Origin of the sequence: Streptococcus oralis subsp. tigurinus, assembly GCF_002093575.1 — a bacterium.
Lineage (GTDB): Bacteria > Bacillota > Bacilli > Lactobacillales > Streptococcaceae > Streptococcus > Streptococcus oralis_CH.
Map to the genome: position 1 here is coordinate 1 of NZ_LNVH01000007.1, position 19,610 is coordinate 19,610.

Sequence of the window (19,610 nt, forward strand, 5' to 3'; positions counted from 1 at the left end):
TTGGTTGTCCTTATCATCCCATGCTTTCTTCACAGAAACTGAAGTTTTGGCTGGAGTGTATTTGTTTGTAAATACAAGATCTTTTGCTTCTTTTGAAGCCGTTGCTTTCAATTCAGTTGCGCTGACTTTTTCAACCGTTACTTCAACTTCTTGAACGGTCTTATCGTAAGTGATTCCTGCTTCAGATCCAGCAACTTCTGAGATAGTGTACTTGTGAGTTCCTACTTGGCTTTCATCATATGAGATTGGTGAGAAGGTCACTGTTCCGTCAGTAGCGTTTGTCACTGTTTCGACAACACTACCGTCTTCTTTCTTCAATTCGAAGCTGTATTTACCTGCTTCAAGATTCTTACCTTCAAGAACTTTCTTAGCTCCAAGAGTGACACTTGTAGCTCCCGCTGGTGTGTAAGTATTTTCGAATGCTTTTTCATCGTCGTAAGCAACGGTTGCTTCAAGGACACCTTTACCATTGTCCGCTACAGTTACTATAGCTGTGATGGTCTTAGTATCGTACTGGATACCTGTAGCAGTACCCGCTTTTTCAGCAATCTTATAAGTATAAGTGCCTGCTTTGTCGAATTCCAATTCTGAGAACTTAACGTTTCCGTCTTTGTCATTCTTCACGGTTTCTTTCACATTACCGTCTTGGTCTGTCAAAGTGAACTCAAATTCATCAGCTTTCAACTCACGTCCAGTCAACTTCTTAGTTACTTCAAGAGCTGCTTTTGCTTTTGAAGTTCCATAGCTGTTATTGAATTCTTTGTCCACTGGGTAAGTCACATTCGCATGAAGTTTTCCTTCGCCGTCATCTGTAACTTCTACTGTGACTTTAACTTCAAGATTATCGTAAGTCACACCATCAACAGTCTTACCAGCGTTTGTTTCAACAATGGTATAGTTGTATGTACCAGCTTTAGTATATTCGATTGGAGCGAATGTTACTTTACCGTCAGCAGTGTTCTTCACTTTTTGAAGTTCTGAACCATCTGCATCATTCTTCAAGACAAACTCAAATTCATCAGCTTTCAATTCACGGCCAGTCAACTTCTTAGTCACTTCGAGATTTGCTTTAGCATTTGCAGCTTTGTAAGTATTTTCGAAGTGTCTTTCATCGTTGTCATAAGAAACAGTTGCTTTCAGAGCACCATGACCGTCATCTGTTACTTCGATAGTCACTTCCACAGTCTTATTAGAATAAGTGATACCATTCTCGATTTGACCAGCTTTGTGTTCGTAGATTGTATACTGGTAAGTACCAGCTTTCTCGAATTCTAAATCCTTAAACTTGATGTTTCCATCTGCATCATTTGTAGTCTTTTCTACGGGATCACCTTCGTGATTTAGCAAGGCGAAGACAAACTCGCCACCTTTGAGCGGCATTGGAGTATTGGTGTTCTTATTGATAAATGATTTAGTTGCAGAAACTGGAGCTTTGACTTTTGCAGGGTTGTAAGTATTGGTGAAGGTTGTGCTATTAGCTGTACCATCACTGCTGTAGTCAACAACTGCAGTCAGTTTACCATGACCGTCATCTGTTACAGTTACTTTAGCTGTGACTGTCTTAGAATCGTAGGTAATACCATTTTCAGTTGTACCAGCTTTTACTTCCTTGATAGTGTAAGTATAAGTACCTGCTTCATCGAAGGTCAATTCATGAAACTTAACTTTTCCATCTGCATCATTTCTCTTAGTTTCAACTTTACCAACTTGGTCTGTCAACGTAAATTCGAACTCATTTTCTTGAGCTCCTGTCGTACGACCGGTCAACTGCTTAGTCACTTCAAGAACGGCCTTAGCATTAGTTGCTTTATAAGTATTTTTGAATATCTGAATTCCACCATCAGTAGCTCTATTCACTGCACCAGTAAGTGATGGTACAAGATTAGAACTAGGTGCTGAAGAGACCAAATTAGCTGACGGAAGTGCCACAGCAGTAATAGGATGATACAATACTGTCGCAACCAGTTTACCTTTTCCATCATCTGTTACACTTACTGTGACTGGTACTGTTCTAACATCGTAAGTCACACCATCGATGGTTTGACCAGCATTCACTTCAACAACAGTAAATTCGTATTCACCCGCTTTATCGAAAGGAATATCTTTGAAGACTACGCGACCAGCTGCATCGTTCTTAGCTCTTTGAACTTCTTGGCCATTTTTGTCTTTCAAGATAAATTCAAATTCTTCGTTTTGAAGAGGTGTTGGACGACCACCCACCAATTCTTTTTTGACTTCAATATCAGCCTTAGTTGGTGAAGTACCATAGGTGTTTGTGACAGTTAAATCAGCTGTTTGATTGGCTGTATAACCATCTACAGCAGTGACAAGATTGCCATCTTCATCGACTTCCATCACACTATAAGTGTACTTCACACCGTGCTCATCTGTCGCAGGAAGATCTGACCATTCTACAGCACCGTCTGTCTTAGGTACTTCTTTTTGGTCAGCATCTGTAACTGCTTCTGCAGTACCACCCTCTAGAGTACGATACAATTTAAAGAAGAGACTTGGGCGAATACTATCTGTTCCACCAGTCCAGACTTTATTAGCAGTTACTTTTGTTTTTGGAACCTCATAAGTGTTGGTTACTTGTGTCTTGTCTGCATTGTAAGAGACGACGTAGTTATGATCGTTAGATGCGACTTTCTCTCCTTCTTTCAAAGGAAGTTCAGTAGTATCTTGAAGCTCACGAACAGAATAGATTAGTTTTGTTCCATCAACATCATACTTAGGAAGTTGTTTCGCCCACTTGTAAGTATAAACACCATTGGATTCTGTCACTTCTGGAGTATAGCTACCAGAAACAGGTTTAGAATCCTCAATAGTCTGTCCTTCTTTATGGACATACAAGCCGAGCTTAACTTTCTTATAATCTGTAGATTTCCCACCTACCCAAGTCTTAGTAGCTTCAAAGTCAACTGTCTCACGTTTGTTAGAGATGTTTAGAGGAACACCCTCTTTTTTCATCTCTACTTCAAACTCTTGACTATTAACGATGTAACCCGACTTCGTTTTCTTTTCTTTGACAATATACTTGCCATCATTGAGGGCCTTTGAGAGAGCAACTCCGTTTTCATCCGTTACTACGGTCTCAACTACTTGATTCTTTGCTTTATCAATAATATCAAACTCAACACCCTTTAGCTTAACCTCTGCATCAGCTTCATCGAATTTTGTGATTTTAATTTTACCAGCAATATCAGCTGTGACTGACGCACCTGCAGCCTTAACCGTTTTCAGCGTTACAGCACTCTCTTTACTTGTATTAATCTTATCACCCCATTTTTTCCACGTTAACTGGGGCTCATTATCAATCAAAAATTGTGCTGAATTCTTAATCTCAGAGGTATCAGCTGGTGAAGTTGTCGCATATTCAAGAAAGAAACTCTTCTTTCCCATATTAGTTGGCATCAGCAATTTAAAACTACGCTTACCATTTGTCAGTGTAAGCAAAGCTGTATTATCAGAGTCCTTTTTATATTCTTCAGGATCAGTCGTTATTTTATAGGGTTTAATTTTCCGTTTAAGATTGGCAAAATTCGTATTTGTTGTATCAAACTCCGATTCATTTAGTGCAAAACTACCATCTATATAAGAAGCAAATGCCCCTAAACTAATATCATCAGTTATTTCAATGGTTTTATTCTTTAAATCCTGTTGAGATCGGTTAATCCGTACATAATAACCTGCTTTTGCAAGACTTCCGTGATTCCAGCCGCCTTTGTAAATGACCTCTCCTTCAACAGGAGCCTGTTGCGTTTTCAAAGTCTTGAATGTAATTATTTGCGTTTTACCTCCCGGCAAAACGTAGGTAACTATCTTATCTTCTTTTGTGACTGTCTCTTTTGCACTAGCAAAGAAATCCCCACGAATATTCTGTTTATCCTCTACTTCACTATTAAAAGTGAACACCAATCGATGTTTGGCACTCTCTACCCTCACATTCCCTATAGTCTTTCCTGATATTTTATCTTCCAACTTGAGGGTTCTATCCTCTAAACTCAGATTAGAAGGAGCTTCTACTATAAAAAAATCTCCCTCCTTAATCTCATTTGCTGTTACGTTTGGAAATGAAAATTCTCCCGAATACTTTAATGCAACTGTAGTATCATTTTCACCATGATAACCCGTTGACTCATCTCCAGTAGAGGCAATCGCTAATTTCAAGTTCTTAAGTATTACCTTATTTGTAATATCAGTTGCCGCATGTGCTTCACCCACCGGGAAAAGCATCATCAAGAATAAAAGAGGGAACACTAGAAAACCGAGATATTTTTTTATCTTATCCATTATGACCAACCTTTCTATTTGTATATCGATAAAAAATTAAGTATTCAATTCTACGTACGCAACACCTCCACAATATAGTGACGTATCCATAATAACACCATGCTCTATTCTTGATAAAATTATATTCACTTACAGCACATAATATAATAGAACTTATCAGGTTTATTATATCATATATATTTTAATTAATTTATTTCATTACTAAAGAATTTATTTACGAAATGTCAACTTCAAAGAATTCATTCCTTTGATATTTCTACTCCCTTTCAATAAATAATGTCACTTTATTCATAAAACTAAATATAGCCAATTTATTAATCTATATGCTGTTATAAGATTTAATATAGTAGAAATATATTAAAGCAAAAGTTTAGAACATAACAAAAAGTGAACTAAACAGAATTCTGATTGTCCCAGAATAGTTTGGTTCACTTTTTATTTAATCTATTAGATTTTCAAAATTCATAATGAAGAGCTTTTAAAATATAAATCTATTTTGTCCCCATCTCTTCATATCATAGAAATTCTAATCCTCTTTTTTGCCTTTAGTGGCTACTAGTCCTGCACCCAAACCAAGAAGAGCTAAGCCTGCTGCTAGGGCTGCTTGACCTTCTGCACTTCCTGTATTTGGTAACTGCTCTTTTTGAACCGGACCAGCTGCACTTGAAGTGTTTTGTTTTGTATCTGCTTTTTCTGATACTTGTGGTTTTGTAGATTCTTGAGGTACTGGTTTAGTCGTTTCACCAGCCGTACCTACTTCTACGATGCGATCCTGAGCCACGACTTTATCATAGCTTTCTTTTTCAGTTCGCTTGCCATTTTCAACTTCGATCAAGTGAACACGGATACCTTTTTGTCCTTCTTGGAGAACACGGGTTTGACCTGCTGGAAGCTTATCGTTCTTTTGTTCCTGAACCTTGAAGTCAATTGTTTCTTCTTCGATTACAAGTTCTGGTCTGTTAAGGACAAGGTTCTTCACTTCATCTTCTGGAAGGGAGGTTCCTGGTTTCGTTCCAACTTCTACGATGCGATCCTGAGCCACGACTTTGTCATAGCTTTCTTTTTCAGTTCGCTTGCCATTTTCAACCTCGATCAAGTGAACACGGATACCCTTTTGACCTTCTTGGAGAACACGAGTTTCACCTAGATACAACTTATCAGACTTACGTTCCTGAACCTTGAAATCAATTGTTTCTTCTTCGATTACAAGTTCTGGTCTGTTAAGGACAAGGTTCTTCACTTCATCTTCTGGAAGGGAGGTTCCTAGTTTCGTTCCAATCAAGACGATGCGGTCTGTCGGAGCTTCTACCACTTCACGAAGTTTTTCTTCCTTACTTCCATCAGGATTAATCGCTGTGAAGATCCGTTCTTTACCAACTTTTCCTTCTTGTTCTACACGAGTTTCACCTAGATACAGTGTTGAATCCTTTTTCTCAACTGTCTTGTAGGCCAAATCTTTTTCAACAAATTCGAGTTTTGGAAGTTCCTCTTGTACAGCAGCTACAGTCTTCTCAGAAACTGGTTTTTCCTTAGTCAACTGAATACGGTATTCCTTGACTTGTTTTCCACTTTCTGAAACAAGACGAACAAGTACTGGAAGGCTATCGTCTCCGTTATCTACAACTGTTGAAGCCACTTGGTCTGTTTCCTCAACTGAAACTTTTGGACGTTGTCCGCTATAAGTTACTTGATAGTCTTGACGGTTTTCAGCGAAATCAGGAAGTTCTTTTCCATCTAAAAGAATCTTCGATTGCGTACTTTCTTGAGGCAATTCACTCGGTGCAAGGAAGGTCATCTCAATCATCGCAACACCGTTCTTGTCTGCTTTGCGCTCCATGCGCCATCTCATAGCTTTGGCTTTCACGGCTTTAAATGTTACGTTGATTTCATCACCAGCTGCGATGTCTTTATCCGCACGATAAGGAACAGCTTCCCAATTTTCTGGATTGTTGAATGGATGGGCTGCATCGTAGGCTTGGTAGTTTGAATAGTAGGTAGGTACTTCAAAGTCTGGGCCAATATAACGTTCCAAAACGAGTTTAGATGGGGCATCCGTACCACTATCTGCAAAGAAATGAAGTTTGGCTTGCGCAACAGTCCGTTCTACAATCTTCCCATTTTCACGGAAGATCACACCTGCTGATACTTCTGGATTAGAAGATGGTGTTGGAGACCAGTTTGTCCAACGACGATTTTCTGAATGATTTCCGTCATTGAGATAGTCTACACGGTCATGGGAGTTTCTATCAATGTCGTTAGTGGCTGAAGCAAAGGCGCGGTTACTATTTTCATCATACTCTGGGTTATTTGAAAGAGCTTCACCAAGTTTGTCTGTCACTCGTACAGTGAACTCAGCAACAAGATCACTACCAAGGACACGACCTCGAACGGTAAATTGACCTGCTTTTGTCAGCTTTTCTGCTGGAACTTCTTCCCATTCTACTGCCAAGTCTTTTGTTTCGTAACCGTCTTTACCTGTGAAATAAACAGGAACCTTAGTTGGCAATTCAAGTGGTTGTCCTACTTGTAGCAAGCGAGCTTGTTTGACCGCAGCAACTGCTTTACGAGAGAGCAAGTCTTTATTGCTTGTGAAGTGTAGACGGTATTCTCCTAGGATGTCCCCATTTTCAGCTTTCGCGATAACACGAACTGGCTCACCTTCACGAACACTTGGAACGACGGTAGCGAGACCATTGTTGCTAACACTTGCTGTTACTGAAGGAACTTTTCCATCTACAGACTCAAGATAGTAGTCTGTCAAATCTGGGTTGAAGTTTGCTAAGTCTTTACCGTCAACTTGGATTTTCGTTTGCCCTTGTTTGGCTGCTGCGACTTGTTTCGCAAAAATTTGTACTTCTGTGATAGACGTTCCTTTCTTGCTATCAAGTCGAACCATACGAATGCGAACCGCATAGGTCTCAACTTTATCAAAGCTGAAATGATTCATTTCTCCAGCTTTTAATTGAGTTGGTGCTTTGAGATTGCTTACCTCTTTCCAGTTTGCAGGATCATTAAAGGCATGGTTTTCCTCACCTACAAAGCTAGGGTTTTTAGGGGCTGTTGGAACGGTCTTACCGACATAATATTCAATCACATAAGACTTCGGTACACCAACTCCGTGGTCTTCGTGGAATCCGACACTTAGATTATCAACTGAACGTTTGCTCAAAATACCTGAATCTCCGAATAGGACACCAACTGAAGCTTCTGGATTAGTACGGTTCCAGTTTGTCCAACGGTTAGCTGGGCGGTCATTAAAGGAAATCAATTTATCGTTGACGTTTGAAACAGGATCAGTTGGATTTGAGTCTGAAGCAAAGGCAAGTGGCAATTCTGAACCGGTCCATTGGTCAGAAATATTTGCTCCCTTCTCAGTTTGAGCAGATACGCGAACATGAAGTTTAGTTGTTAATTGCGTACCTTCTAGGCGACCATTAACTGTAAAGACACCTTCCTTGGCGTATTGGTCTGATTGAATCGCATCCCAAATAACCTTAGCTGATGAAACGTGACCATTTGAATCATAGGTACGAACGCTTTCTGGTAATTGCGGCGCTTCTGCAATTGGGGTCGTCACACTGACTTCTTCAACTGAAACGATGCCTTCTACAGAGACTTTTGCACGCGCTTCAAGATCAAGACCTTCAACTTTACCTAGAACTTCAAAGGTTTGATAGTGGTCGAGTTTTTCTTTTGGAATGGCTTGCCATGTGACTTTGTGGGCTTTAGGGAAACCTTTGTCATACTCAACCGTTACTGTTGATGGAAGAGTAGGTTCTTGATGCAAGTCTGTTACTACGTTTACTGGCCGGATAGATTGGGCTACTTTTTTCTCAGTATTGGCCTGAATCGTGAGATCGATTTGACCTGTAGCCCCCTCATATTCTGCTTTGAGAGTGACTGTTCCTGGCTTATGTAACTCAAGCATTCCTTTACGAACTGCGACTTCCCCTTCACCACTTGTAGAGAAGTTCACCTTATCTGCTGGTAGAACTGCTTGTGTTCCATCTTGATAGTGAGCACGAACCGACAATTTGACTGTTTGGTCTTCTTTGAGAGCATCAGCTTTCTCCACTTGTAGGCTCAAATGATCAATTTTTGGCGCTTCTTCGAGGAACTGAATAGCATACATTTGAAGAGGGCCACCATCATTTGGTTGAACAAAGATGCTTGCACGCATGCCGTTTGCTGCGCTTGCTTGGACTACAGTAACATCCGCATTTTCAGCACTTGCTGCGACTTTTGGTAACTTAGCTCCATAAGCAAGAGTGCGGTATTGCATTGGTTTTTGACTAGTAAGTCCTGTGACAGCTTCATCACCAACCGTCACAGTTGGCACTACAGGTGCTGCAGGCTCGCCTTCTTCTACTACAAGGGTAGCATGAATGGTTTCGCCAGCTAATTGACCAGTCATTTGTATACGTGATCCTGCGACTGAAAGTTTGGCTTTATCTGCCTCCGCAATCTCCCACTTATCAACTTCGTATTCTTGAATGCTTCCATCCGTTACAGCGATAGAAACGTATTTATCAACTGCATTCAAATCTGTTCCTGGGGCAACACGTTTTACAGTAGGCAGTTCTTTCGCAATTGCTAGAACCTCAACACGAGCCTCTACCTCTCGTCCGTCAGCCGTGCCTTTGACCGTTACAATACCAGGCTTGCTCACATCAACTGAAGACCAAGTTACTGGACGTTTTTCACGACTGCCATCACTGTAGATAAAACCGACTGTCTTCGGCATTTTTGGCTCTTTCTCAATAACAGTACGTACTTTTGGTACTTCTGTCCCGAGAACGGTCTTTTCTTGGTCTTCTTTTTTACCAGTAAAGACAGTTACTTGACCAGATTTCAAGAGATCTGAATGGGCTGTTAGAGTGAATTTACCTGCTTGCTCAGTTGATTTAACAATGGCAACCCCTTTACCGTTAAAGGCTCTGCGAATCCAAGAACCATCTGCTTGTGCCTTGTAGCGTTCACGACTGGCTTGTTCCCCATTGTCGACACCGACAAGTTGACCTTGGCCATGCAATTGGAAGCGAACCAGATTATTGGCAGTTGGTACCACATTTCCTTCACTGTCAACGATTTCGTAGTAGATGTAAGTCAAGTCTTTTCCATCTGCTGCGATTGCGTGTTCTTCCTTGATGAGACGAACACCTGCTGGTTGACCTGCAGTCGTGATCTTGTCACGTGCAATTTCTTTTCCAGCTTCATCACGAGCTACTGCTTCTAAAGTACCTGGTTGGTAAGCAACCTTCCACTCAAGGTAGAGTTCCTTGGCATTGGCGCCTTCTTGGTAAGTTCGTCCATCGCTAGTTTGTTTTTTGTTGAAGGTCTTAACTCCGAGAGATTGACCGTTCAAGAACAATTCAACACTTGCAGCATTAGAATAAGCGCGAACTGGAATCTTTCCTTGTGCATCTTCTACTTTAGAGGCCAAGTCTCTATTCTCCCAGTTCCAGTGAGGAAGAAGGTGAACCATCGGTTTCTTCTTGGCAGAAACCCATTGGCTTTGGTAGAGGTAAAAGTCATGTTTTGGAATACCGGCTGTATCTACGATACCAAAATAAGAGCTCTTAACGGGAGTTTGGTTTTGGTTGTGCCATGGTGTAGGTTCACCGATATAGTCCGTACCTGTCCAGATAAACTGTCCAGCATAGCCAGCGTTGTCACGGTCAAAGGTCCATGAAGCGGTTGCCGTTTTACCCCAACCAACACGATCATTTCCATAATCTGACTGTTCATAGTTACGATAAGCTTGGTTGCTATGTACCAATTCTTGTTCAGGACGATAATAGCTACCGCGTGTACGGGTTGCTGAAGATGTTTCCGAACCATAAATCAACCAGTTTGGATGTTTCGCACGAAGTTTCTTGTAGTTGTCTTCTGAATAGTTGAAACCAACTGCATCCAGTTCATTAGCAATTTTCTCATGATCACCGCTACCATCACCAAAGCGGAACTTATCTGCTCCCATAGTAACATAACGTGTAGTATCAACATCTTTAATCACTTTTACTAAGCGTTTAACCGTTGCAAGAGAGTGAGCCTTTCCATCTGCTTCACCAATTTCATTCCCGATAGACCACATGAAGACAGCTGGGTTATTTTTATCTCTTTCGACCATGGTACGAAGATCATAGTCAGACCACTTTTCACCTTTTCTAGCTTCTGGGTGAGTGGCATCTTTTTCAAAGAAACGCCCGTAGTCATAAGGTTTCTTTCCATTATACCACGTATCAAAGGCCTCTTCCTGAACCAGCAAACCAAGTTCTGCTGCGATTTGCAAAGTCTGTGGACTTGCAGGGTTATGAGTTGTACGGATGGCGTTAACGCCCATCTCCTTCATTTGTTTGAGACGACGGTATTCTGCCTTATAGTTTTCTTCTGCTCCAAGCGCTCCGTGGTCATGGTGCAAGGAAACACCATGGAATTTAATGCGTTCACCATTCAAAGAGAAACCTTCATTTGGAGTCCAATGATAGTAACGGTAACCAAACAAATCTTTCTTAGCATCGACTAATTGACCATCACGGTAAACACGCGTAATCAATTCGTACAAAGCAGGTTTATCATTTAAAACTGTCCAGAGTTTTGGTCTTTCAACTTCTAGAATCGCATCAAGGCTTGTTGACTCATGTGCTTTCAGGGTACGGCTAGCTGTACGAACCAAGCCTGTTACAGCCTGGCCACCACGTTCAACGATTTGATACTCTGCCACCAGTTCATGGTCTTTATCATCTGTATTGACGATTTTGCTGGCTACATGAGTTTCAACCTTGCCATGTTGCTGTTCTTCCAGTTTTGGTGTTAAGATAGTTGTTCCATTTTTCTCAACATGAACCTTATCTGTCACTTGCAAGGTCACATCACGGTAAATACCGCTACCAGAGTACCAACGGCTACTTGGTTGTTTGTTAACCGCATGGACAGCAATCACATTCTCACGACCATCTTTGTGAAGGTATTTGGTGATATCGTATGAGAACTGGTTATAACCATTTGGATAATGCCCCACTAACTGGCCATTGACATAGACTTGAGAGTCCATATAGACACCATCAAAGGTCACACGAACATTTTTCTTGAGATCTTTTTCATCAAGTTTAAAGGTCTTGCGATACCAAGCTTCACCACCATTGAGCTGTCCACCCTCATTTTGGGCAGGTGACTGATGGTCAAAATCGTTAAAGATACTCCAGTCGTGTGGGAGATCCAATTTTTGCCATGTTGATACATCGGCATCTGATTTCACAGCTTCTTTAGGATTCGCATTGAGTTTAAAGTGCCAATTTTGATTAAAATTCACTTTTCTATCTTCAATCATTTGATTCACTTCTTCATTTGTCGCAGCTTTCAACTCTTCCTTGACAGGCTTTTCTTGACTTGAAGCTTGAGATTCTACCTTTGGAGCTGTTTCTTCAGGTTTTAGAGATGCTTTCTCCTCTTTTGGAGCTACAGGTTCATCTTCTTTCTTCTCGGGTTTGCTTGCTTCAATTTGAGTAGCTTGACTTTGATCTACACTTACAGCCTCGTTATTCTCTACTACTGCTTGATCATGTTTTTCCTCCACTGCTGGACTTTCCTCTTTTGGTTGTTCTACAGTGCGTGCAATAGGAGTTTCATCCGCAAAAACTGGTGATTCTCCAACAACACTTCCTCCAAATAGAACAGCACAGGTTCCAATCATGACAGAGCAAGCTCCTACGGCAAACTTACGAATGCTGTAGACTCTTTTACGATTCCAAAAGCCTTTTTCCATAAAATCCTCCTTTAGTAACCGCTTCCATTTTCTTGTAAACGTATTACTTTTCATAGCCTTTTACCCTTATTCTATAAAATAATATAGGAAATTTCAATAGCCTAAACACAAAAAATCATATTTTTGATTGTTTTTTCTATAATTTGTAGAAAAGTTTAAAAATCTGAATGTTCATTTAGTGAATGGTTTTACTAAAAAGGCGGTGGGACAGAAATCGATAGACAAAGTCTCGATTTCGTAGTCCCAGCCTCGCGAGGATGATTAGGAGCTTTTTGGAGTCTAAAAGACGAACAAAAAGTTCAATCAGCTACCGCGTCAAAGTTTGATTGCTAAAAAAAGTAAGGTCGGGATCTTTTGTCCCAACCTCTTTTACGGACTATCAAACTGGTATTTCCTTATAGATTATTGACTAGATTTTCCCTTTTCCAAAAGATTGACCATCTCATTTTTACGCTCTTCTAGCTCGGCAATTTGCTGGAGTAAAAGTCCTGAAAAATCACAATTAAGCTCTTCAGTTTCGCTACTATTATACCAATCCAAAGCTACTATGTGATTGTCCTTATCAAAGCAGAAAATTACATCTCCATCACCGATGATAGACAGAAATGGAATATAATCCTCAAAGCCCAGAGCGTGTAATTCCTTGGTTTTAATTCGAATATCTAAGAAATCTGGGATGCCATTTGCAATTCCAAAAACCTTAATACCTCGACAGAAAGTCCAAAAAGGGGCTACATCGTAAGCCTTGGCTCTTGGCCATAGCTCTTCTCTGACTTCCATAAAGAGACCTCCCAGAGATGACATGGTGAATTCCCTGAAATCTTCTGGCAGACGAATGCCGTATTGATTTTCAAAATCCTGAACATCTTCTTCCGATGGTTCATTGCCCATGCAGGCGACAACCTGATAAGTTTCCTTATCATAGTGACGAAAATACTCATAAACTTCCTTGAGTGCCATTATTTTAATCCTTTTTACTCAGAAATAGTAACTACAAATCCATCTGGCAAGATGACTTGCTGACCATCTTCAAACTGACAATGACTCGCTAAACCAACTGAATCTCTGTCTAAGATAACATTCTCCTTAGACTGATTAAAGATAGCCTGAACTTCTTTTCCTTCGTAGGTCCATTTCAAGGAAAGAACATATGGTTTCACTTCTTGCAAGCTATATGAACCATGCTGAATCATGCTTGCAACTTCTTTACGGACTTGGATTAATTTCTTCATGAAATTTAGCATATCATTGTCCTCAGACACACGGTCCCAAGGCATGACACGACGGCAATCAGGGTCTGGTCCACCAATTAGTGCTAGCTCTGTTCCGTAATAGATACAAGGAGTCCCTTTTTGAAGGTAGAGGAAGGTTAAAGCAGCCTTGACATGTTGGAGATTTCCTTTGGCAGTTGTAAGAATACGCTCTGTATCGTGAGAATCCAGGAGATTTAACATAACCTCTGAGATTTGTTGCTTGTAGTACATTGACTGGCTATTGATTTCTGAAATGAACTGCTCTGTCTTTTTATGCTGACGCAAGAAATAATCCTTGATACTTTCAGAGAGCGGGTAGTTCATGACTGCATGGAACTCATCTCCTTTTAGCCAAGGCTGAGACGTATGCCAGATTTCACCTAAAATATACAAATCAGGCTTTTTAGCGAGAACTGCCTTTCTAAAATCTTTCCAGAACTGATGGTCAATTTCATTGGCAACGTCCAAGCGCCAAGCATCAATATCAAAATTCTCAATCCAGTAAGTTGCAACACTGAGAAGATAGTCTTTGACTTCAGGATTTGCTGTATTTAACTTAGGCATATAGCTAGCAAAGGCAAAGGTATGATAAGGGAGTTATCTTGGATTCTGAAGTTTATCCTCTGTAATTGGAAACTCTTGAATATGGAACCAATCTTTATAAGGGGAATTTTCTCCATTTTTTAGAACATCCTGCCATTGGGCAGACTGGTAGCCGATATGATTGAAAACAGCATCTAGCATAATCTTAATGCCACGTTTATGAGCTTCCTCGACTAAATTAGCAAAGACTTCTTTATCTCCAAAGTGACGGTCAATTTCAAAATAATCCGTCGTATCGTACTTGTGATTGGTCGTTGCTTCAAAAATCGGACATAGATAAAGTCCAGTGATTCCCAAATCTTTTAGATAGTCTAGATGGTCGATAATCCCTTGTAAATCTCCACCAAAAAAGTCATCCCTATTAGGTGCAATGACAGCATCCCACTCTCGAGCTCCATCTGGAGTCAAATTAGGATTTCCATTAGCAAATCGTTCTGGGAAAATCTGGTACCAAACGGTATTTGAAACCCAGCTAGGAACCTGACATCCGTCGATTTCATGAATATAGGGAAACTTAAAGCCATTTCCTTCCGCATCCAAGTTTTCTTGAGTATGTTCCACACAACCCTTATCACCGTAGAAAATACCTTGACCTTCCTCATCAAGGAGTTCAAAGAGATACTGAATCCGTGCAAAATCAACCGATACTGTAACCTGCCAATAATCAAACAAGGCGTCTGAAGTTACTTTAGTCATTTCTTTCTTGGCTTCATACTTATCCTCGATGAAGATAAAGGGATCTCCATAATGTAAAATGACCTGCTGGACATCATTTTTCTTGGTTCTGATTCGGATATGTAGCTGACCTTCTTTGTAAAGATAAGCATACTCTGATTCTTGTCTATGATAAATGGCTGTTAATTCCATGTCTTGTCTCCTAAATAATCTATCATCAACAAAAACGCAAACGTTTTCATAATTGCTATTTTTAGTATACTATTTTAAGATTCGATTTGCAATACTTGGTCAAATTTGACAAGAAAACAGCTCAAAATAAATACTGTAGACTAATCAAGAAATATCAGCACCTATCTATAAAAAGCTCCCAAACTCAGCCTCACAGCCTAGTCAATCCGACAAAGGGCAAGTTCTTTTAATCCTCTGTCATACAGGAAGGTTAAACAAAAGTTGTCTGTTATATTTTGAAGCTTGTGTTTACTCATTCCTCTAGGCAAGGCTATATCGCACAATTCTCTCGTTGCCAGAGAAAATAGCTTTTGTTTGCCCTTCCAATCATCATTCTTAAATAGGGGGCTCAGGATAATATAAGGCGAATCCGTAAAAATTCCATTGACACCAGCTTTTTTACCTAAAGCCTTTAAATGTTCAGATTCTAATAACTTTTCGATAATACGACCATCACTAGAGATTTTAACAAGAGCATAATAGTCCATGCCCCATTTATTGACAGAGGTTTGACTTTCTCCAGAGCTAAAGGCATAGAGCTCTTGCTTCCAAGATTTCATACTATCGATTTTAGGACAAAAACTTGAGTTCGTGTCGTGGTGATTTAACTCTTTTTTATCAATATGCGAATAAGTGGTCCACTTCGCCTGCTTTTTCTCTCGATCAAATTTTAAAAGGGCAAAGTTTCTTGCCTGATTTGTATAAACTTGATTTTCAAAACACACGGGTATCTGGTCGCTATCTGATACGATTTGAAAATATCTCTCTTGTGCCTTTTTAGGAAGTATACTTTGCGGATCCTTTATGGCAATGATTTCTGGATTAGAAAAATCACCAGTATAATAGACTATTTCCTTGCCAGCCTTGATGATGCCAATATTTTGTCCATCTGTAAAGAGTAGAGGCTCTTCCTCCCAAACATGGTCACAATACCAAGCATCTATCTCCTTCACACCCAAAGGTGATACTTCAAGCAGACAGTAGAGATTGAAAGCTTCCTTCTCACTGGTCAAGACAAAGGCTCTACCATCATGTAACATGACAGAATTGAAAACACTATTATAGTCCTTGTCTAGTTCCCATTTATTCAATAGACTTAACTTTAACTTCCCCATTTTCTCTCTCCTAATCCATCACCACTCGTTGATGGCAAATAGAATGGCTGATCTAATATTTCTTAGCAATTGATCTGAAAGTTCATCGTATACTTGACCCAGTCCCTTATCTTGTGCCAGCCATCCAGGTTCATCATTCCAGGAGCCCATTCCTCCAAAAACATCCGCTGAGCTTGCAGCTCTAAATATGCTTAGATGTTGCAGTGGAATTTGAGGTTCTGCCAGCCCTTTACCAGATTCTGGGTCTAGCAAAAAATTTCTAGCAGATTGAAAGACTTTGGCAAAGTTGTCACATTCAATTTTAATTGCTAGATTTTCTATACGAGTCAATATGTCCTTAAATTCTTCGATATTATTTTCATAGTGGGGAATGTCTTGAGAAGACCTTTCCCATTCATACTCGGTGTAGGTAACATCCCAGCCCCTACCTGCGGAAGCAGATTTCCAATTTGGTAGGAAATAACCTGCCTTCCCATCTTTATAAAAACAGAGAATTGAACTCTGTGTTGTATTGGAGAAGCCTAAAATACCTCTGTCTTCAACTGAAATAGGACAAAATAATTGTAAGTCCTTCAAACCTTTTTCCTTAAGATTTTCAAACCAATCAGATACAGAAAGTTCTGTAGCTTCCCCATTCTTTGACGGCAAAATTTGAAAGCTCAATTTATTTGTATATTTTTCAGGCTTATAGCATATTTCTTTACCACTTTTTAAAGCCTTCCTAGCTGCCGCCACGATACAGGCTATCTGATACATTTGTCCGTTCATATGATCTCATCCATTATCCCTTCAATCAGATTTGTAAGGCTTTCAGCCGCATAGATCACCTGGTCAGGATCATGGATGTAGCAAATAACCTGACCTTCCTGAGCCTCCTGGTCTGGATCAAAATCCAGCATAAGATAACAAGAGTCACAATACTGAGCAAAAGGAAGCCATTTTTTATTAAAAAGATAGGGCTTTATTCTACTATCATGCATGTTTTCTAGGTCTTGACTAGAAAAATAGTCGGGAAATTCGGTTAACAGAGCATCTCTATTTTGAAAGTACTTTTTACAAGTCTCAATTTCCTGTAGACTCATGAGAGAAAAAGTAAAATCTCTCTGGTCAATTACACAAGGTAAAATAGAGAGGTATTTACTCCCATTTTTATAGCTATAAAGCTCTTTGAAGTCACTAGGTAGACGAATGCCAAATATTTCCTCAAAGGCTTGAAGCTCTTCCTCAGAAGCACCAGAAATACCCTGATAATCTTCCAGATATCCTTCCTCTACAGGATCATCCAAATCCCAGTCTTCAAAATACTCACAAATATAAGTTTCTATTTTTTTAACTTGGTCAATTAGTTGCATCATTTCACCATGATTTCTTTATTTTATCTGTCTTCCAATGCTTTTTACCGCTTATAACTTGTTTTTTCTAGGAGAAGGGGTTCAGGATTTTGCTTAATCCAAGTAATAGCTAGCTGACACAGGCGGTCTAGGCGAGGCTCGTCATCAAAATCTTTCCCATGAACTTGAGCAATAAGCTCTTTAGTCTCTTCTAATTTTTGATCTGAAAGGGGGATTCCTAGAGACAAGTATTGAGGGAGAGCTTGAAGCATTTTTCTATAGTCCCTGTCCCAGTTGACCCCACCATTGCGATCCAGTTCATCTCGGACTCGACCTGGTATACGAATAACTTCTCCCTGAACAGTTTTGGCTGCTCCACTTGAAGGAATCAAGAAAGACCATAGTTCCTCATATTGCTCCTCCCAGCTACCTTCTTTTACGAGAATCGGAGAAACTCCATCGTGGGTTATTCGTTTGGCTACCGGCTTGACATCAAACAAAGCATAAAGTTTTTCTAGACCCTGATCTGCTGCTTCTAGATAGTCGGGATTGATCCCTTCTCTATGAAATTCAAAATCTTTACCGATATTTTCGACCTTTTCTTTCATAGCAGATGTTTTCTTAGCACCTGCATCCAACAGCATAGAGGCAATTTCAGCTGTTTGGGCAATATAAATTCCCCGACAGACAGTGAGAACGGAGTCTAGTGGAGTCTGTCCCCTATCATTTTTAGGGTTAACATCTGCTCCCTTTTCTATGAGAAGTGCAACGGTCTTAGGATGAAAAAACTCAGCTGCCATATGCAGAGGTGTATTTCCATAAGTATTGCTTTTTTCAATATCTGCCCCCAATTCGAGCAAGAGTTTTACAGTCTCTCTTCCCATGGTTGCCTGACGGTACAAAGGAGTCGCTCCATAATAATCAGGGATATTGATATCCAAGCCCTGTTCGACAAGCCAGATAACCAATTCATCCGGGACTCCTCCCATATGCAGAGGTGTACATAAGCTAAATCTTCCATCATGAGCGGTTAATTCACAACGGTCATAGACCGCTTTAAGGGCTTCAATATTTCCTTCATCCATTAAATCCTTAAACTCTTTTGGTAATGTAACTCTTTTCTTTGCCATATTTAGTTCCTTTCTTCTGATTTAGCATCTAGGACAAGCCAATGAAGTTTGTCAACCGTTTTCAAAGTCAGGACTTGTCCATCATAATCATTTTTCAACTCAAGACCGTTTTGCTCAATAGATATATGATTGTACCAGTGGTCTAGGCTGGCGTATTCCCCCGTATGAATGTTGATGAGCATACTCGTTATGGGATTCCAAGTCCCTTTCTTAACTGTTTCTGCTAAGAGGTAGTAAGCATCTAAAAATATGAGATTTCTCCCATAGATCCAAAAGGGTAGATCAAGCCTCAACAAAGGCAACTTGGCAGAAAAAATCTCATCACCGTGTGGGGGAACGGTTTCATAATGAAATTCTATCTCACTACCATAATAGGCAATCAGGGCTCCCTGACATCCGATATTTTGAGGAATCCCTTCCTCAGCTACAATAAATTCCATGACCTGCTCCTTCCATTTTCAATCATAAAACCCGACCAGACTCTGCCAAAATATCAAACTGGACGCATGACCTATTCTAGTCATCAAGTGGATGAAGTCACTTTCACAACCCTTCCAAACTGCAGATTGGGCCGTTCCCATGGCTCTAACAAATGCTAGAAAATCTGGTGTCAGCCATATTTTTTCATCATAGTTCATCTCTGCATCAAGAGCATAGACCGCCCCAGATTGACAATCCAGCAAAATAGTGTAGGGATCTCCATTTGCAATGATGATCAAGCCTCTTTCTTGTAGAGTCGAGTAATCGTGGTATTCCAAATTGCGATTGATCAGCCAAGTAAGACTAGTGTCGTCCCCATATCCAAACTGGTAACTTAAAAAACCGACCTGCCCCCAGTTATAGGCCAAAATATACTTCCTAAAAATCGGATCCAAATCTTGTATTTGCAGTTGTTTTTTCAAACGATCCAGTTCAGACACAGGCACTTCAGTATGGCTCAGGACAATTCCTTCTCTTATCTCAGGGTCAAGCCCTTGTATTGCTTCCTCAATAATGGAAATAATTTGGTCAATTGTCAATAATTCCATTGTCAACCTCCGGCTATACATAGGGCATTATCTAGGGTAAGCTAGCTAGTTTGGGACTTCATTTATCTAATGAACTTTCTTATCTCAATTATACTCCAAAACTATCAAATAGAGATAAACTACCAGTATTTTCAGGGATTATTTTTGATCAACAACTCCTCCTTATTAAAGCAAAAAGCCATTCCT

General features: G+C 40.1%; 9 protein-coding genes and 1 pseudogene. All 10 read right to left on the reverse strand.

Annotation, left to right across the window (positions count from 1 at the left end; all coding sequences use genetic code 11):
- Nucleotides 1-4,293: Spy0128 family protein (locus tag ATE37_RS08475; RefSeq protein WP_084868714.1), on the reverse strand; the 4,293-nt coding region annotated here is incomplete at its 3' end.
- Nucleotides 4,294-4,819: 526 nt separating this feature from the next.
- The gene (gene bgaA, locus ATE37_RS08480) at nt 4,820-12,058 is read right to left on the reverse strand and encodes an LPXTG-anchored adhesin/beta-galactosidase BgaA (protein WP_084868715.1); all 7,239 of its coding nucleotides are present in this window, start codon (nt 12,056-12,058) and stop codon (nt 4,820-4,822) included.
- Between the two features lie 402 nt (nt 12,059-12,460).
- The gene (locus ATE37_RS08485) at nt 12,461-13,018 is read right to left on the reverse strand and encodes an SMI1/KNR4 family protein (RefSeq protein ID WP_084868716.1); all 558 of its coding nucleotides are present in this window, start codon (nt 13,016-13,018) and stop codon (nt 12,461-12,463) included.
- 14 nt (nt 13,019-13,032) lie between these two features.
- Nucleotides 13,033-14,781, reverse strand: a pseudogene (locus tag ATE37_RS08490) (glycoside hydrolase family 13 protein).
- A 197-nt stretch (nt 14,782-14,978) separates the two neighbouring features.
- Nucleotides 14,979-15,935 carry a hypothetical protein gene (locus ATE37_RS08495; protein WP_084868717.1) on the reverse strand — a complete coding sequence of 319 codons (957 nt, stop codon included), beginning with the start codon at nt 15,933-15,935 and terminating at the stop codon, nt 14,979-14,981.
- Between the two features lie 18 nt (nt 15,936-15,953).
- Nucleotides 15,954-16,703, reverse strand: a complete 750-nt coding sequence (locus tag ATE37_RS08500) for a hypothetical protein (protein WP_061598212.1) — start codon at nt 16,701-16,703, stop codon at nt 15,954-15,956.
- Nucleotides 16,700-17,287: an SMI1/KNR4 family protein gene (locus ATE37_RS08505; protein ID WP_084868827.1), complete on the reverse strand. Its 588-nt coding sequence runs from the start codon at nt 17,285-17,287 to the stop codon at nt 16,700-16,702. Before ATE37_RS08505 ends, ATE37_RS08500 begins: the two co-directional genes overlap by 4 nt.
- Nucleotides 17,288-17,331: 44 nt before the next feature.
- On the reverse strand, nt 17,332-18,396 hold the full coding sequence (locus ATE37_RS08510; RefSeq protein WP_084868718.1) for an ankyrin repeat domain-containing protein: 1,065 nt from the start codon (nt 18,394-18,396) through the stop codon (nt 17,332-17,334).
- A 2-nt stretch (nt 18,397-18,398) separates the two neighbouring features.
- The gene (locus ATE37_RS08515; protein ID WP_084868719.1) at nt 18,399-18,836 is read right to left on the reverse strand and encodes a hypothetical protein; all 438 of its coding nucleotides are present in this window, start codon (nt 18,834-18,836) and stop codon (nt 18,399-18,401) included.
- A gap of 18 nt (nt 18,837-18,854) precedes the next feature.
- On the reverse strand, nt 18,855-19,424 hold the full coding sequence (locus ATE37_RS08520; protein WP_084852375.1) for an SMI1/KNR4 family protein: 570 nt from the start codon (nt 19,422-19,424) through the stop codon (nt 18,855-18,857).
- Between the last annotated feature and the right edge of the window lie 186 nt (nt 19,425-19,610).